14 protein-coding genes are annotated in these 16351 nt (G+C 54.7%); 7 read left to right on the forward strand and 7 right to left on the reverse strand.

Translation table 11 applies throughout. The features are described from left to right. Positions 1-460: 460 nt before the first annotated feature. Entirely contained in the window at positions 461-1273 is an 813-nt protein-coding gene (locus HMPREF3039_RS03650; protein ID WP_067568884.1) for a hypothetical protein, read from the forward strand. Between the two features lie 859 nt (positions 1274-2132). On the opposite strand, the gene HMPREF3039_RS03655 is transcribed toward HMPREF3039_RS03650, so the two are convergent. After that, positions 2133-3281, reverse strand: a complete 1149-nt coding sequence (locus HMPREF3039_RS03655; protein ID WP_231863843.1) for a PDZ domain-containing protein — start codon at positions 3279-3281, stop codon at positions 2133-2135. A gap of 20 nt (positions 3282-3301) precedes the next feature. Next, positions 3302-4222 (reverse strand): S1C family serine protease, encoded by a 921-nt coding sequence (locus HMPREF3039_RS03660; protein WP_161981445.1) that lies wholly within the window; start codon positions 4220-4222, stop codon positions 3302-3304. Between the two features lie 244 nt (positions 4223-4466). Between HMPREF3039_RS03660 and HMPREF3039_RS03665 the strand changes: the two genes are divergently transcribed. Then, positions 4467-7130 (forward strand): transglycosylase domain-containing protein, encoded by a 2664-nt coding sequence (locus HMPREF3039_RS03665; protein WP_067568889.1) that lies wholly within the window; start codon positions 4467-4469, stop codon positions 7128-7130. A gap of 13 nt (positions 7131-7143) precedes the next feature. Further along, positions 7144-8394 (forward strand): DNA recombination protein RmuC, encoded by a 1251-nt coding sequence (locus tag HMPREF3039_RS03670; protein ID WP_067951940.1) that lies wholly within the window; start codon positions 7144-7146, stop codon positions 8392-8394. A 50-nt stretch (positions 8395-8444) separates the two neighbouring features. On the opposite strand, the gene HMPREF3039_RS03675 is transcribed toward HMPREF3039_RS03670, so the two are convergent. The 5 genes from HMPREF3039_RS03675 to bla all read right to left on the reverse strand — a co-directional run bounded on the left by HMPREF3039_RS03675 (position 8445) and on the right by bla (position 13454). Then, positions 8445-9155, reverse strand: a complete 711-nt coding sequence (locus HMPREF3039_RS03675; protein WP_067568895.1) for an HAD family hydrolase — start codon at positions 9153-9155, stop codon at positions 8445-8447. Between the two features lie 4 nt (positions 9156-9159). Next, positions 9160-9939, reverse strand: a complete 780-nt coding sequence (gene lpxA / locus HMPREF3039_RS03680; protein WP_067568906.1) for an acyl-ACP--UDP-N-acetylglucosamine O-acyltransferase — start codon at positions 9937-9939, stop codon at positions 9160-9162. Between the two features lie 66 nt (positions 9940-10005). Further along, the gene (locus tag HMPREF3039_RS03685; RefSeq protein ID WP_067568907.1) at positions 10006-10875 is read right to left on the reverse strand and encodes an RDD family protein; all 870 of its coding nucleotides are present in this window, start codon (positions 10873-10875) and stop codon (positions 10006-10008) included. Positions 10876-10888: 13 nt separating this feature from the next. Beyond that, positions 10889-12514, reverse strand: a complete 1626-nt coding sequence (locus tag HMPREF3039_RS03690) for an FtsX-like permease family protein (protein WP_082770242.1) — start codon at positions 12512-12514, stop codon at positions 10889-10891. Between the two features lie 70 nt (positions 12515-12584). Further along, positions 12585-13454, reverse strand: a complete 870-nt coding sequence (bla, locus tag HMPREF3039_RS03695; RefSeq protein ID WP_067951945.1) for a class A beta-lactamase — start codon at positions 13452-13454, stop codon at positions 12585-12587. Positions 13455-13641: 187 nt separating this feature from the next. Between bla and HMPREF3039_RS14090 the strand changes: the two genes are divergently transcribed. The 4 genes from HMPREF3039_RS14090 (at position 13642) to HMPREF3039_RS13565 (ending at position 16285) form a co-directional block, all read left to right on the forward strand. Then, complete coding sequence (locus tag HMPREF3039_RS14090) at positions 13642-14145, forward strand: DUF456 domain-containing protein (protein WP_067568924.1); 504 nt, start codon at positions 13642-13644, stop codon at positions 14143-14145. A 255-nt stretch (positions 14146-14400) separates the two neighbouring features. Further along, positions 14401-14781 (forward strand): hypothetical protein, encoded by a 381-nt coding sequence (locus tag HMPREF3039_RS03705; RefSeq protein ID WP_067568927.1) that lies wholly within the window; start codon positions 14401-14403, stop codon positions 14779-14781. Between the two features lie 252 nt (positions 14782-15033). Next, a complete protein-coding gene (locus HMPREF3039_RS03710; protein WP_067568934.1) occupies positions 15034-15480 on the forward strand; it encodes a hypothetical protein in 447 nt (148 codons plus the stop codon). Positions 15481-15490: 10 nt separating this feature from the next. Continuing rightward, a complete protein-coding gene (locus HMPREF3039_RS13565) occupies positions 15491-16285 on the forward strand; it encodes a hypothetical protein (protein WP_156473597.1) in 795 nt (264 codons plus the stop codon). Positions 16286-16351: the final 66 nt, after the last annotated feature.

Consider the following 16351-nt stretch of genomic DNA (forward strand, 5'->3'; position numbering starts at 1 on the left):
ACAAGGCATTTGGCCGCCGGTTCAACATTGTTTCCTTCCGCTGGCTCTCTCCCGAAGAAGTATGATTTAAACATGGCTTGAGAGGCTTCCAGCCCGGGAGCTTCCTTTCTTCCCCTTTTATACCGGCCTCTGCCCTTTCAGCATTCGGCAATCATTGACAGCCGCCGCCTTCCCTCCCGCGGAAGTCGGCGGCTTTTCCAGGTCCCCCTCTCCCCGTGCTTCGGATTTTTCTTGTTACATAATGCTCCACATCCCTATTTTAAGCTTGCACGGCCTTTCCCATTCATGTACTTCACAAGGGATATAAGACCCAGTTCAGACTGGCATTTCCAACAATGCTTCATTGGTCTGCCGTCGTTTCCGCAGCATCCGTCTTCCAACCGCTCCCGTGTCGGTTAAATGCTCCGGTCAAACAACTGGTACCGGGTTCTCTTTCCACACTTCATATTTCTCCGAACATATGCGCATCCCATTCATCCTGACCGTTGCCTGCTTCCTTGCAGGCATGTCCCTCGTACATGGACAGTCCCGCCAGCCTGCGGCGCCCAGAACGCCTGAACCGGCTAGAAATTCCCCTGCGGGAGACACGGTGGACAAGTCTCTTTCCCCTGCTTCCGTCAACGGTATTCGCTTCGTGCTGAAAACCCCGATGACTCTCCCGGAAGTCATTTACATGCCCATTGACGGCAAAAGACTGGAAAAAGTGGAACTTCGCGCCGCGCTGCCAGGACGCCGCAGCGTTTATCCCCGGAGCAAGATCATTACCCTTTTCGGAGGGTTGGACCAAAAAGGCATGCCGACGAACAAGCTGGTTTCCAAACCGCTCCCTGATAATCTCGGTCCCAAAACGCTGGCCCTGGTAGGCAAGAACAGCAAGGGAGAGTTCACGCTGGATTTCATCAATGAAGCGGAACTGCCGATGAACTGCATCTACATCCAGAACCTCACCGGACGCACGTTCACCCTGGAGCTGCCCAATCCCCCTATGGGAGAAAAAAGCGCCATTGAGCTCCCCAGCATGGCGACCTACGTCTTTGGGAAGGATGTGGCAGGAGCCAGCGCGGCCCGCTCCACTCCCGCCAATTTGACGTACATGGCACGCCTTAAAGACGGAAAAGTCGTCAAGGTCAAGGAACGCGGCATGATGCTGACCACTTATCCCGGACGCAAGGTCGTCATGATCATTTCTCCGGATGCTTCCGGACGCACCGTCGTTCTTTCAGAGCTGATGATTTTCAAGGAAAAAACGGTTGCCACGTCTCCGGCACGATAACGGATACCGTCCTTCCTGCGGGAAACCTTTCAGCTTCCTTCCAGGAAAGTCCATACAGAGAGTCCTCCGGTCATTTCCGAGAGGAATGGAATTCAAGCGCCTCCATTCCATTCTTTCCCCGGCAGGGGCATGCGAACGTCCCGGAGACCGCCATTCAAGTAGCTCTTGGAATGATAAGAATTCAATATATATAATCACCTTGATAGATACGACTATTCAAGGGATTCTTATGAAGAAAGCTAAATCGGCTGATGCAAACATCTGTAAGGAATTCACCGGCATTCAGGCAGGATCAAGAACAAGCTGAAGAAACTCAGCTGCCTATCTGACAGCGTAGAAAACTTTCTTTGCATGAAATCTCTGGGAGAAAACCGGATGCCGAATGAACGGCAGTGGCACTTGATTCCCTTGCTCCGAACATTTCCGGACCGGAATTGACAGTCTTTCCGCGAATATTAGCCGGCAGTATCCGAAAGAACCGGACCATGCGGAGAAAGTGGAGTTTGAATATACGGACAGGGACGGTCTCATTCAACACAAGGTTCCTTCCCGCATGCAGGTTAACATGAAGAAACTGGAAAATGATGATGCCCCGCATATTTCCAGGAAACGGAGCGCTTCCCGTCCGTTGCTTCCACTTCTCCGGTAGCCGGTAATGTAACCCATTACCTTTATACGCCGCACAGAAAACAGAACTTTTTCAGGAAATGCCTTAAAGAACGGGAAACCACGAAGAGTTCTTTCCGAAGGGACTTTCCGCCGAGGAGATATACGACGTTCCGTTCCGAAGCCATCATGCATGAGCAACCATGGAAGGCTCCCTGGCCCCGCCCACAGGCTTTCCATTCCTCCGCCCACCTTAATACACCTTCGGCACCAGGCCCTGGCGGCTCATCTTGTCTTCCACTTTCCGGCGGTTTTCCTCCAGGCGGCGCGCGTCATAAGCATCGTCCACCGGCTGTGCTTCCGGGATATTTTCATCACGGCTTGCCTGATATTGCTGCACTTTCGGAAGCACGCCCTCCACCAGCTCCCGGCATATCCAGGAAGGGAGAATGTACGTTTCCGTCCGTCCGGCACGGCTCAGGGCCAGTCCCACGAATTTGCCGTTGACGTCAATGACCGGACACCCTGCCCGTTCCGGAAACAAAGTCATGTCCGACTGGATGACCAGCGGGAATTCGTCACGCTTCAGACTCATGCGGTTGCCCATGGAATTCATCATGTCCAGCCGTTTCTGGGGGAATTTCATCACTTTTGGCCTGGCCCCGGTAAGAAGCTGCCCCTCAACCTTCCGGTTCTGGCGCACCACTTCCACAGGAACGGTTTCCCCGGGCCGCACGCCCACCATGGCCGCGCGTATGGAATACATCCCGTCCACAGGCTTTCCATTGAGCTTCATGAGCACATCCCCGGCCTGGAGGCCGCTGCGGTGGGCGCCGCTCCCGGCTTCCACACCGCCAATCATCACGCCCTCGCCATCCCAGCGGGGATCGGAGACGATGCCCAGATAAGGCTGGTCGTCCGCTCTCAGGCTGCGCTGGGCTACGGACACCACGCCGAAGTCGCTGACATGTCCCGTGGGAGACACAGCGGCAATGATATCCCCTTCCTTGGCCTGCACATAGGAGTCCAGGTCAATGGGCGGTGCGGGCAGCCCCGGCACATCCATCATCAGCAGGTCGTGTTCCGGAAGAGCAAACAGGACCTTGGCATCATAAACTTTTCCTGAGGCGTCCACCAGCATGACCGGGCGCCTTTCCTTCTGCAAGTCGCTCAACTTGGTGAGCACTTTTCCCTTGCCTACCACGGTACCCAGCGCCACCTGGCGGTTGCCGGCCACAAGCGCCACCACGGATTTGCCGATGGGAACGGCTACCTTGTCCCATTCCCGGAAGATCTGGCGGGCCTGGGCATCCAGCACCGCCTTGTCCTCCGGAGCAATCATCTGGTCCGCGGGCAGGGGGGAAGCTATTTCCTGTCCACACACGGCACCCGCAGCCAACACTGTCAAGAGGTATCTGATCATCATCCTTGAGGTTGTTCCATTTGTTTCAGTCCGGACATCAGGTCACCACGCCTGCCGAAGGTAAGGTCGGCCTTATAGGCAGTTCCTTTCCGGAGAACGACCAAAGGCACCGTTTCTCCCGGCCTGTGACGCCCCAGCTCCCGGAGCATGTCGCGCACGGAGCGCAGGCCGCGGCTGTCCATGTACGTGATGACGTCTCCGGGCCTGATTCCCGCCTCATCCGCAGGAGAGTCCACGACCACATCTTCCACCACAACTCCGTCCACGCCCATCACATCCATCATGGCAAAGCCGAGAACGGGAGAGTCCGGATCAGCCATGGGGTGCAGTCCCAACTGGCCCCACTGGCGGCCGGAGAGCAGTTTCTCCCAATCATGGCGGAAGACGGAAACGGGAACATGGTTGTTGATTTTCAGCATCGGCCCAATGGAAGAATGGATGCCCACCAGCTTTCCGGACAGATCGAAGAGGGGGCCCCCGGAATCGCCGCCTATCAACGTGCATTCGGAGATCAGGAACCGCTGCTTTCCGTCCGTGCAGAGCCTTCCCATACGGATGGGTGCACGGCGTTCCGGGTCAAATCCCTTGGAATGCCCCAGGGCCACCACGAAGTCCCCTACGTGCAACGCGTCGGACTCTCCCAGTTCCACATGAGGATAAGTGCCTTCGCCAAGAATCTGCACCATGGCGGCGTCACGGGTAAAATTGGCTCCCAGCACGCGGCCTTTCATCACGCGCCCGTCTGAAAACACCACGCGCATCATCTCGTCGCCGCCCACCACGTGGGCCGCCGTCAGAATGAGCCCCTGGGGACTTACGATGACACCGCTGCCCGTTTCTCCTCCATCGGAAACCAGGGCTACCGTAGCGGCGGTGGCGGATTGGGCTACCTGTTGAATTTGTTTTTGCAAGTTTGCCATGGCCGGCACAGTCTCCGCGATGCCGCTCCCCGCGAATAACAGGGACAAAAGCCCCCCAACGACCAAGTAATAAAAACTCGCCATTCTACGTTTTGATATCATGAAATTATCGATAATCGGGTGGTTTGACATATCCTACTACAAGAACGTTCAATACGGACAGGATTTGTCTATGGATTTGCGACATGGCACACTATCTTTTGCTTAGACCATCCGAAATATTTATGATAAAATTTTTCTACGGATGGGTGCAGACGACAAATCACGGAAAGGAAACGCCGGCTCCTGGAGGGAACGCATCCCGGACGCCCAGCCGACTTCCCGCGCCAAGTCCGCCCGCAGAAAAAGGCAGCCGCCCCGCCCTTCCTATCCCGGCCTGCCGGGAAAAGAGCCACGGCCGGCCGTGATTCCGGGCCCCACCCGCAGAACGGCAAGCCCGCGCGATTCCTCCTCTCCGTATGGCGCGCCCTCCCCGCGGCCACGGAAAGCACCCCGTCCCGCACCCCGGGTTGAATATGACGAAGAAGAAGCCACTCCGGAAAGGAGTTCCCGGCCTTCCGGAAAGCGGCGCAAACCGGGTTTCACCATCTTCGGGGCCCTATGGTTCGTGCTGACGATGCCGTTCCGCTTCATCGGCGCCCTGACCCGCAATATCCGCTGGTTCATCAGCTGGCCCCTCCGCATCCTGTTGAGCGTTTCCTTTGTAGGCATCGTCGTCGGTGCCATTCTCGTTTTCCTGTACGGCACCATTTCCAACCGCTACGACATTTCGGAAGTGAAAAGCAACATTCCGGAACGCACGGTTATTCTCGACCGCAAAAACCGGACCATCGGCACCCTGCACGGAGAGAACCGCAGGCGCGTTCCCCTTCAGGAAGTTCCTCCCATTTTTATAGATGCACTGCTGCTCCGTGAAGACAATCGCTTTTACGACCACGGCGGCGTGGACTGGATCGGCGTGGGCCGCGCCGTCGCCCAGGTCATCAAACACAAAAGAGCCACGCAGGGCGCCTCCACCCTGACCATGCAGCTTGCCAAAATCACGTATAACCACCAGGAACGCAACCTGCACAGCAAGCTGACGGAAGTAGCCCTGGCCAAACGCATTGAGGCAACCTACAGCAAGGACGAAATTCTGGAAACCTATATCAACCGCATTTTCTGGGGCCACACCTTCTTGGGAATAGCCGCCGCGTCCCGCGGCTATTACGACAAGGAGCCCCGCGACCTCTCCCTTTCGGAATGCGCCACGCTGGCAGGCATCATCTACGGCCCGAATGATTTTTCCCCCCTCAAGCACCCGGAAGAAGCCAGAAAAGTCCGGGACATCGTGCTCGGGCTGCTGAAAGACGCCGGCAAGATCACGGAAGTGCAATACGCCGCCGCTCTCGCGGAACCCATCGTGACGCATCCGCCGCAGTCCAGGTCCGAGGAAAACTACGCCATGGACCTCGTGCGCCGGGAGCTGGACGCCATTCTGGAAGAGGAAGACATCCGCCTGGGAGGCCTCGTGGTCCATACCACGCTGGACCTGGACCTGCAGAACGCCACGCTGGACATCATCAACAAGCACATGACGGCTCTGGAAAGCCGGAAGGATTTCAAAAAGCACCTGGCCTCCCTCCAGGCCAGAAGAGAGAAGCGCGGCATCGTTAAAAACAAGCTGACCACCAAGGCGGAATATGAGGCGGCCCTGGCCGCCTACAAGGCAATTCCCGCGGAACAGAGGGAAAAGACCCAGCCCCCCATGCCCAATTACATCCAATCTGCGGCCGTGGTGATGGACAATGCCACGGGAGCGCTTCTGGCCGTTGTCGGCGGACGGGACGCGGAGGAATCCAAGCTGAACCGCGCCATCCAGTCCCGGCGGCAGACGGGCTCCCTGTTCAAGCCGTTCGTTTACGCCACTTTCTTTCAGCAGGGCAATTCCGCGGATACCCGCATTTCCGACGACCGCATCGCCTATGGGGAAATACGCGGCGCAGCCAACTGGTCCCCCCGCAACTCGGACGGCACCTACTGCGGCATGAAACCCGCCTCCTTCGGCCTCATTCTTTCCCGCAACACCATGTCCGTACGCATCGGCAACCGGGCCGGGCTGGGCAACGTCATCCAGTCCGCCGAGCTGGCCGGGTTCCATGGAAACGTCTCCAAGACTCCGGCCCTGTTCCTGGGCACCTGGGAAGCTTCCCCCCTGGACGTGGCGAGCGCCTACAGTGTGTTTGCCAACGGCGGCGTGCGCCCCACGCCATACATCATCGACCACATTACGGATTCCAAAGGACAGCCGCGCTTTGCCATTACCAAGAGCAGACGCGCCGTTTATTCCCAGCGCGCGGCCAATATCACCTCCTCCATTCTCCAGCAGGTCTGCAAGCCCGGAGGCACCGCGGGCAGAATCACCGCCCTGGGGTTCAAGGCGCCGTGCGGAGGCAAGACAGGCACTACGAACAATTACACGAACGCCTGGTTTGCAGGCTACACCTCCAACCTGACATGCAGCGTCTGGGTGGGATTTGACACCCCCACCAAAATTCTGGAAAAAGGGTACGGCGGCACGCTGGCTCTTCCCATCTGGACGGATATCATGCTGGCCTCCCAAAAGGAAGGCTATCCCTCCAACGCGATCCGCACCAGGGCAGCCTCGGAAGGCCAAGCCGTTCTCATATGCCGGGAATCCAACCAGCTGGCCCATTCCGGCTGCCAATACGCCAAAACGGCCTATTATGAAACAACGGTAGGCTACCAGGCCCCTGCCAAAATGTGTGAAAAGCATATTCCCCTTGCGGAGCCGGGCACGGAAGAAGACATTCCCTATGCAGAGCCGCTCGACAGTTCCGATGACAACATTCCGCTGGCCGAACCCGTAGATGAAACGGACGGCATTCCCTACGCCACCCCCATCTGATCCACCATCTTCCATGATTCCCCCCTTCATTCCCTGGCTTCTGGCCGCCCTGCTCCTGCTTGCCTGCCTGGCGCTTCTGGTCGCCCTGCTGCGCTACCGGGACCGTTCCGTCCGCCTGGAGGCGGAATCCCTCTCCTGGCGGGAGCGGGCGGAGGACAGGACGCAGATGCTCCGCACCGCGGAAGAAGTGCTCAGGAATTCCTTTGCCGGCATCAGTGCGGAAGTCCTCCGCAACTCGGAAAAACAATTCCTCAACCTGGCAGAAACGCGTCTCCAGAACCAGCACCAGCAGGCCAGGCATGATCTGGAATCCCGAAAGCAGGCCATTGAGTCCCTGCTCAAGCCGGTGAGCGACTCCCTCAAGCTGGTCCAGTCCCGCCTGGGAGAAATAGAAAAGGAGCGCGTGGGCGCTTATGCGGACCTGAAAACCCAGATACGCTACATCCTTTCCGGCAATGAGGCCCTGAAGAACGAAACAGCCAGACTTTCCCAGGCCCTGCACCATAACAACGCCCGCGGCCAGTGGGGAGAACTCCAGCTTCGCCGCGTGGTGGAACTGGCGGGCATGGTGGAATACTGCGATTTCACCACGCAGCAGACCCGTTCCCGGGAGGAGGACAGAATCCGCCCGGACATGGTCATCCATCTTCCGGGAGGACGCTCCATCATCATTGACGCCAAGGCGCCCATGGCGGCCTACCTCCATGCCGGAGAGACGGACAGGCAGGAGGAACGGAGCCAGTGGATGAGCCGCCACGCGGCGGACGTCAAAAAGCATTTGCAGCAATTGAGCGCCAAAAACTACTTCACCCAGTTTTCGCCGTGTCCTGAATTCGTCATCATGTTCCTGCCGGGGGAAGCTTTTTTCCAGGCCGCTCTGGAAGCGGACCCGTCCCTGATCGAATTCGGCGCGGAAAACAGGGTCATCCTGTCCACGCCCTCCACATTGATCGCACTGCTGAAAACCGTCGCCTACGGCTGGAGACAGGAACAACTGGCGGACAACGCCAAAAAGATTTCTGAAGCGGGAACGGACCTGTTCGATACCTGCGCCATCCTCACCGGACATTTTTCCTCCCTGGGCAAAAGCCTGAACCAGGCGGTCAACCAGTACAACAAGACCGTTTCCTCCTTTGAGCACCGGTTCATTCCGCGGGCCCAGAAATTGAAGAATCTGGGCGTCACGTCATCCAAGGACCTGCCTTCCAGCCTGGAAGACATCACCCTCCGGGCCAAGGCCGCAGACGTTCAGGAAGAAGAGTGAAAACGGACAAAAAGAAGCTTTGCGCAAAGCTTCTGCACCAAGCCTCCGGCCTATTCGGAAACCTCGTCCCCCTGTTTCAGAACCGGAAACGGCAGGTTTTCTTCATGTTCCAGGCAAAAGGACAGCTCCTGCACGGAACCGCACACAGGCACATGGAAAGCGTCGAGGGCGGCACGGGTGCTGTACCCCCACCCTACCAGGACCAGCCGGGTGCCGGCATTCACGGCCGTATTGCCGTCGTGGGCGGAATCTCCCACCATGCATGCCTCCTCCGGTTTCCTGTCCCATTCATGGATGATGGACAGCAGGGAATCCGGTTCCGGCTTGCGGGGAAAACGCTCGGAAAAACCCATTACAGTCCGGAAAGGCACATCCGGAAAGACGTGATGCACCAGAGGCACGGTCACCACGTGCAGCTTGTTGGACAGAACGCCGAGGGGATGGCCTTCTTCCGCCAGTTGCAGGAGCATCTCACAAATGCCCGCATAAGGAACCGTTCCGTTTTCCCAGGTATGTCGGTATTCCCGCATAAAACCCGCATGCAAGGCTTCAAAGGCGGATTCCGGAACGGGTCCGTTAAAATATCCACGCAAGGCGGCCACGCACAGCTCCCGGGCGCCCCGCCCAACCATTCCGCGAATCGCTTCTACAGAATGTTCCGGGTATCCCAGGGACTCCAGAGCCAGGTTTAATCCGCGGGCAATGCCGGGAATGGAGTCCACAAGCGTTCCGTCCAGGTCAAAGACAAAACCCGTTTTCATGGCCTCAGTGGCAGAATCCGCGTTCCGACGTCTGCGCGAATTCAATGATGCGCTGCAGGCAGGGATTTTCCCCGTAAGGAGATTGCAACAGTTCCTCGATGGCCTCATGCACCGTCAGTTTTTTGTTGACGAAAAGCTTCTTATAGCACATGCGCACGGCCCGCAGGTCTTCCTCTGAAAAACCGCGCCGCTGCATGCCTATGGAATTGACGGCGCGCGTAACGGCGGGATGGCCTTCCACAATGGTATAGGGCAGCACGTCCTGGGCCACGCGGGCCACGGCGCCCACCATGGCGTGTTCTCCAATCCGGACAAACTGGTGAACGGCGCAGCAACCCGCCAGAATGGCATAGTCCCCCACCGTTACATGCCCGGCAGCCGTGGCAAAGCCGGAGAAGATGACGTGGTTGCCAATCTGGCAATCATGGCCGGCATGGCAGGATACCAGAAACAGGTTGTTGTTCCCGATCTGCGTTCTGCCACCAATATCCGTAGCCCGGTTGATGGTGGCGTTTTCCCGGAAAACGTTGTTGTCCCCCACTTCCAGATAAGTAGGTTCGCCCCGGTACTTCAAATCCTGGCTCTTCAGGCCGATCACGGAGAACGGAAAAAATTCATTGCCGCTGCCGAAGGAGGACGGGCCGTCAATGACCACGTGGCTGTGAAGCACGCATCCGGGCCCCAGCTTCACCTGCTCCCCGACAACGCAAAAAGGGCCTATTTTGACATCATCCGCAATTTCCGCAGTAGGATGCACTACTGCCGTTGGGTGTATTTCTGGCATGGCGCCACAAGTATGAGACAATTTCAGGTGATGAAAAGACTAAATCCCGCAAAAACGGCCTTTTTGTCACATTTGGGAAGACGCCTGCACATAGGCCTCCATGTCCGGAAGCCAGGGGAGAACCAAGAAGTACATGATTTGCAAACACAGGATGATCAGGGCCACGGTCATGGCCACCTTGCGGAAGGAAAGAGGCTCGTTCAACACGTCCGTCGTCCCCAGCCTTCTGTCCCACGGAGTAAAGCCGAAACGGCGTACCCACCACCAGGAAAAGAACAGGGCCAGCATCGTCAAGGTAGGGGCGAAACACCCCAGACCCAGCACCATCACGAACAGGGCGCGTCTGAACGCCGTGGAGAAAGACAGCCGGTTTCCCAAATAGTCGCGCACGGAAACACCCAGCATGGATTTTCCAGGCGTCGTACCCAGCGTGCTCAGGAACAGGCCCTCAACAAGCGTCATCGGCAGGCAGATGTAAAGAAGGGCTTCATACGTGCCCGGCAGCAGTCCGGGCTGGAATTCCACGCCTAACAGCCTCAGCAGAGCCAGATACACCGTCATGTGCATCATCACGTCCGCCATCCTTCCCAGAAAACGGACGTAAGGATAAGGAACGACCAGAACCACCCCGGCCTCCACCTCCGGAGATTCTTCCCCGGCCTCCGCCATGGAACGTTCATCTCCGGGCTCCTCCGGGCCGGGCAGTACCCCATTCTCTTCCGGAGCGCTTTCCCGCATGGTTCGGCGTTTCTCCTCATCTTTCCGGTCAAACATTTCCTTCATCACGGGCAGTTCACGTATCTGCACCCATTCATCACACCCGGCATGCCAAGCGCGGACGGTTTCTGGGATCAGGCCCGCCTCCAGCATGGAAATGACTTCCACCTCCGGCAAAGGCCCCTTTTTTTCATGATCCTGAATCCAGTAAATATCCATGAGTCGCTTCCGGTTACATGCTGCGGAGGGAACGGGCCGGGTCCTGGCGCGCCGTGATAAGGGCGGGAATGATGGAGGCCACGACGACCATCACAAAGGCTTTCACCCCCTGCCAAGCGATCTCCGTCCAGTCAATCACTACCGGAATGTTTGCCGTTCCATGGAAAGCCACGGGGAACGGATCAAAGCCGATGCCCGCCAGGAACATCTGAATCTGCATGCGGTACTCCAGCACCAGCAGCCCCAGGCCGACGCCCAGAAGGGCCCCTATAAAACCGATGATCACACCCTGCCACAGAAACACGCGCACCACCTGGAACGGCGTGGCGCCCAAAGCCTTCATGACGGCAATCTCCCGTTTGCGCTGGATGGAGACGGTGAACATCACCGCCATAATGCAAAACGCGGATATCAGGGAAATAAACGACAGCACGAAACTCATCATCATGCGTTCCTTCTGCATCAGTTCAAACCATGAATTGAACCGGTCATGCCAGGTTTCCAGCACCCAGGAGGAAGCGGGCTTCTCCTTTTCCAGAGCCTGCATCACGGGCGCCAGCATGGTCTCCACATGGTAGGGATCATCCACGCGCAGGGCCACGGCCTGCACCACATCGTCCTCATACCCCAGCAATTCCTGGCCGATGACCAGAGGAATGAACAGATCCGGGCTGGGCGTATGCTGGGAGGCGCGGTAAATGCCGATGACTTCCAAATCCTTGGGCATGACCAGCTCCTTGATTTTGCGGAAGCATTCCATGTCCGCCTCATTGCGCCGCTCGGCGGAGAATCCGGCCAAAACAGCTTCCCATTCCTTGCCCGTACCTTCCGGAAAAGCCACCTTGCCTCCCTCCAGGGCCTCCCCTTCATTGAGCAGGCCGATCATATCCAGCAGGCCGGAGCGTTCCGTATCCCTGCGGGGGACGGCCAGCAGGCTGTTCAGAGTGGCGAACGCCTGGTCCACGGACGCCTGGAACGCCTCTTCACGTCCCTGCTCCGCTTTCAGGGATTTTCCCCACTTCTTCAGATCATCCAGCTCCGCGGCGTTTTTTTCCGCCAGCAGAGGCAGTTCCGTCTGCTGGTAGGCGTGTGAAATTTCCTGGAAATTCCGGGTGGTGTACACGCGCACGGTATCGCCCACATTCAGGCCCATGTTCTCCGCCACGATGGAAGAAATGACCGCCTTTTCCCCCATGTCCAGATCAGCGTTTCCGGAAACGATCAAATGCTTCAAATCCTCAAGCTGTGCCTCATTTTCCGTATCAATGGCGCGGAAAAAGCAGGGCCTCTGCTTCCCCTGCACGTCCACCAGCGCATAATCCTCAATCAGGGCATACGTGGACTGGACACCGGGAACGTGCCTGAGCTTGCCGCTCAGCTCCACCCAGTCCGGAATCACTTCACGGACGCCGAAATCATTCCTGTAACATACCTGCACATGGGGGGAATGCGCGAACAGGTTGCCCTGAATTTCCTTCTGAAGACCGCCCATGACGGACAACACGACAATAAGCACCATCACCCCCAGAGAGACGCCCAGTAGGCAGATCAGGGTGATGATGGAAAAGAACGTGCGCAGCGGATTCAAATACCGCAACGCCAGACTCAGACTGATGTACCGGCTCAATAGGTTCTTCATGAATAACGCGGCACACCTTGCCTGATGCGCGCGGCCTTTCCAAGCTTAAAACATGTCCCGGCCCGGGCGTTCACTTCTTAACGCCTTCGGCGGCTTTCCATTCCGTGCACAGCCAGCGGGCTACGGAAGCGATCGTCCCCTCGCAGACGGCGGGAGAATCCTTGGAATTCATCACGAAAACAGTCACGGCCATTCTCCTGCCGCCAGGCAGTACAATGATCCCGGCGTCATTGATGGCGGAAACGGCGCCGTCCGGCAACGCTCCTCCCGTTCCGGTCTTGTGCGCCACCACGTATTCCTTCGGCAGCAGGCCCTTCAACCGCTCCGCCCCTGTGGCGCAGGAAGCCATCATATCCCACAGGAAAAGCTGTGTATCCTTTTTCAATATCTTCCCCTCGTCAAACCTCCGGAACAGGGAGGTCATGGCGGAGGGACGGGCGGAATTGGAATACTGCCATTCATTATTCCGGTGCGTGTCCGCCTCCGTGTATTTAACATTCATGTTCTCCACCCCCCATTTCTTCAAATCCTTTTGAACGGCTTTGGGGCCGCCTATCAGGGAAAACAGGATGTCACAGGCGTTATTGTCGCTTTCCTGTACGGAAAAACGCAACAATTCCTTCAGCGGAAACTCGCCGCCCTGCGGAAAGCGGTCCCTCAAAGGGCTCCATGTTTTTTCCGGCAACTGGTCCCTGGTCACTTGCACCTTCTGATCCAGGTCCAGAACTCCCTGGTCCACCCGTTTCAGCACGGACAGGGCCAGCGGGAATTTATAAACGCTCTGCATGGGGTAAAAAGCTTCGTCCCCCACAGAGACGGATTCGCCCGTGTCCAGCATGACGGCGGAAACGCCCACATGCGCTTTCAGCGGACGGACAATTTCCCGGATGGAGGCGGAATCCCCTTCCGGGACCTCGGCGGAAAAGGAAACTGTTGCCATAAGCAGGGCACAGGAGCACAAGACTCCGTTCCGTAAAAAAGAACCGGGAAAAGCCATAGGCAGGCATTGCATACTCAGACTACGGAAACTGCAACAGCAATCCATCAGACGGCCGGCGTTTTTCCGTCATGCCGCAAGCCGGGCAGAATCCTTGCCACATCTCCCGCTTCCTGCTAAGAACGAAAACATGCCCCCGGTACTTTCTGAAACCCTCATCTGGTGCGTCACCCTGCTCCTGTTCGGCATGGGACTGATCGGCACGCTCATTCCTATGCTGCCCGGCATCATCATCATTGCGGCCGGTTGCATCTGGCAGGGAGTGATGGGCAGCCAGACCCTGGCGTGGTGGGAGTGGACCGTGCTGGCGCTCCTGGTGGCTGGTGGACTCGTCATTGACAAGCTTTCCGGCGGCATGGGAGCCAAAAAATTCGGCAGCACTTCGGCAGGAATCTGGGGCGCCATCATCGGAGCCATTGTGGGCTCCATTCTGTTCACCCCCATCGTTGGCCTTCTGGTGATGCCGTTCCTGGGAGCCCTCCTGGCCGAACTTATTTTCGCCCGCAAGGACATCGCCGCCGCATTCAAGGCCGGGTCCGGCGCCGCCCTGGGAATGCTTACGGGACTTCTGCTTGAATTCACCTGCGGCCTGCTGATCATCGCCTGGTTCTGTTCCTGCTATTTCCTGTTTTGAACCAGGCGGACAGCTCCCATCCTTGCCACTGCCATTAAAAACGTTAACGAAGTCGAATGGATAAATTGCCATACTATTTATTGTCAATGCAATAAATCAGTGAAAAACAGCAGGCCCTCTCTTCAACCCGAAGATAAAGTTCTCTTATCCGGAATAACGCTTCAGTCGCCTCTTGTTAAAAAATAACATTCCTGGGATAATATACGATTTTTAAAATTAAGTGAAAAATTCGAGATAATATATAAAACAACATCTATGAAATACATATTATTAATTATATCAATTGCATTTTTTTCAAAGACTCATGCTCACGATAAAAACCTAATATTACAAGAAATCACGTCAATCCCTCCGAACTTCATTTATGAAGAAAGCAAGGAATCATTTAATAAAAGACTCAATCAAGGTAAATTCTGGGTAGATAAAAAAAACAAAATATCGTATTTATTCATAAATGGAGACGGCGAATTCGGGAAACGATTATTCATTTTGAATGCCAATCTCGATTTGTATATTCTTCATCTGAGCAACAATGATGAAGAGGGAAAGATTTATACACTATACAAATACAACCGTTCTGAGAAAACCCTTATTTTTGTTGGAGAATTCAATCAATCTTTATTTGAAAACAAATAATTTTTATAGCAGAAATTATCAATGAAATAAAACTTAAATATGCTTATATTTTCACGTAAGCCCTCTCCAATGAAAAATATAATATTTCATAGAGAAGCACATCACTCGGATACAATGATAAAAAATGAAACTCAAATTGATTTCCTGCTGTTGGAAGCTACAAAGAATGGAGAAAAAGAACAGCGGTAGTCTGTAAAGAGAAATATACTCTGGAATTCGAAGATAAATTTTATAACTACTGCCCTGGAGACGATGAAAAAAGGCACAAAAATAATATACAAACTCTTTTCTGTTTTCTATATTGTCTTGATAGCAGCATGTGACTCTGAACAAGATTCATGGAATATCCCTGAAGTCAACAAACATACGGGGATTTCTTTCCCTGCCGCTACGATAATTCTCTCTGCAACTGACGGCGGAGGAAAAGAGCGCGACGTAAAATATGATGCCTATACCTGGACTTTGTTTTCACCTGTTTCAGTCAATATGCCTTCCATGATAAAGCATGATGGAGACCCTCCCCTGGAAGATACGGTGAAATACATTGAAAACAGTATGTACAAAAAGAAAACTAAAATTTCGAATCCACAATACGCATTCTACAGCAACTGGGAAACAAACGGTTATTGTTTTTATGCTACAGTAGTTCGTTCGCAACAGGGAGATTACATGGTTATTAACCGTGTCCGCAAACAATAAAAATATTACCATGAAACGTATCCTTCTCGCAACTGTCTGTTTTTCATGGGGATTAACCTCATGTACTCATCATTCTCTTCCATCCCAAAAAGAAGATAGCGTGGAATTTACTAAAAATCAGAGAAATGATCATCAGGCTGGGATTGCGAATTCTAATTACAAGGAATATCGCAACAGGTTATTGAAACAACTCAAAAATCAGGAAAAACTCACCAACCGTACAGCACGCAATATAATCGTCAATGGAGTCCCGGTTGTCCAATGGGAACCAATAGCGAAAAGTCCGGATGAAATAAATCTTCGGAAAATGATAGAGGAAATGCCGGAATTCTGTAAAAGGCAATTGGCCGCGTCCCTGGTGCATTCTCAAAATTGGAGAGACTTTATTATTTCTGGAAGAATGCTTCGTTCCATGAACAAATACAAAGATGTTTCGGTGTTGCTCGATCAATTAATTTTCTCAGAAATCAGGAAAAAAGACTGCCCCTGTCGTGAATCAAAAAATCTTCTTGAATTCTATGCAAATTCAGAAAATATTTCTCCATTGTGGATCTTTGAATTCACAATGGATTGGCACATTAAAGGACATCCCGATGATGAATCCGGCTGGAATTTTTTAAAAGCATTCATGCTTTATGAAGAAGATGAAACTCCGTTTTTCTCCCGGATATGCAGTTTTGTACTGGAAAAGAATTTAGACAGATATCCGGAAGGGAAAACGCTTGTAGAATATTACCGGTTAGGAATCCTCGAATACCAGAAAAAACTCCCGCTTATCATAAAATCAAAAGAAAACAGATCTTAAAAATAGCAGCGGGGAGCGTCCCTTCCCCCCTATCTCCCCCTATCTCCCCCTATCTCCCCCTATCAT

The sequence above is a fragment of the Akkermansia sp. KLE1798 genome (genome assembly GCF_001580195.1).
GTDB classification, from domain to species: Bacteria; Verrucomicrobiota; Verrucomicrobiia; order Verrucomicrobiales; family Akkermansiaceae; genus Akkermansia; species Akkermansia biwaensis.

Coding starts and splice junctions, on each gene's coding strand:
- HMPREF3039_RS14090 (WP_067568924.1), top strand. CDS start 13,642: ATGCCCCCGGTACTTTCTGAAACCCTCATCTGGTGCGTCACCCTGCTC.
- HMPREF3039_RS03660 (WP_161981445.1), bottom strand. CDS start 4,222: ATGGCAAACTTGCAAAAACAAATTCAACAGGTAGCCCAATCCGCCACC.
- HMPREF3039_RS03650 (WP_067568884.1), top strand. CDS start 461: ATGCGCATCCCATTCATCCTGACCGTTGCCTGCTTCCTTGCAGGCATG.
- HMPREF3039_RS03690 (WP_082770242.1), bottom strand. CDS start 12,514: ATGAAGAACCTATTGAGCCGGTACATCAGTCTGAGTCTGGCGTTGCGG.
- HMPREF3039_RS03670 (WP_067951940.1), top strand. CDS start 7,144: ATGATTCCCCCCTTCATTCCCTGGCTTCTGGCCGCCCTGCTCCTGCTT.
- HMPREF3039_RS03675 (WP_067568895.1), bottom strand. CDS start 9,155: ATGAAAACGGGTTTTGTCTTTGACCTGGACGGAACGCTTGTGGACTCC.
- lpxA (WP_067568906.1), bottom strand. CDS start 9,939: ATGCCAGAAATACACCCAACGGCAGTAGTGCATCCTACTGCGGAAATT.
- bla (WP_067951945.1), bottom strand. CDS start 13,454: ATGGCAACAGTTTCCTTTTCCGCCGAGGTCCCGGAAGGGGATTCCGCC.
- HMPREF3039_RS13565 (WP_156473597.1), top strand. CDS start 15,491: ATGAAACGTATCCTTCTCGCAACTGTCTGTTTTTCATGGGGATTAACC.
- HMPREF3039_RS03710 (WP_067568934.1), top strand. CDS start 15,034: ATGAAAAAAGGCACAAAAATAATATACAAACTCTTTTCTGTTTTCTAT.
- HMPREF3039_RS03685 (WP_067568907.1), bottom strand. CDS start 10,875: ATGGATATTTACTGGATTCAGGATCATGAAAAAAAGGGGCCTTTGCCG.
- HMPREF3039_RS03705 (WP_067568927.1), top strand. CDS start 14,401: ATGAAATACATATTATTAATTATATCAATTGCATTTTTTTCAAAGACT.
- HMPREF3039_RS03665 (WP_067568889.1), top strand. CDS start 4,467: ATGGGTGCAGACGACAAATCACGGAAAGGAAACGCCGGCTCCTGGAGG.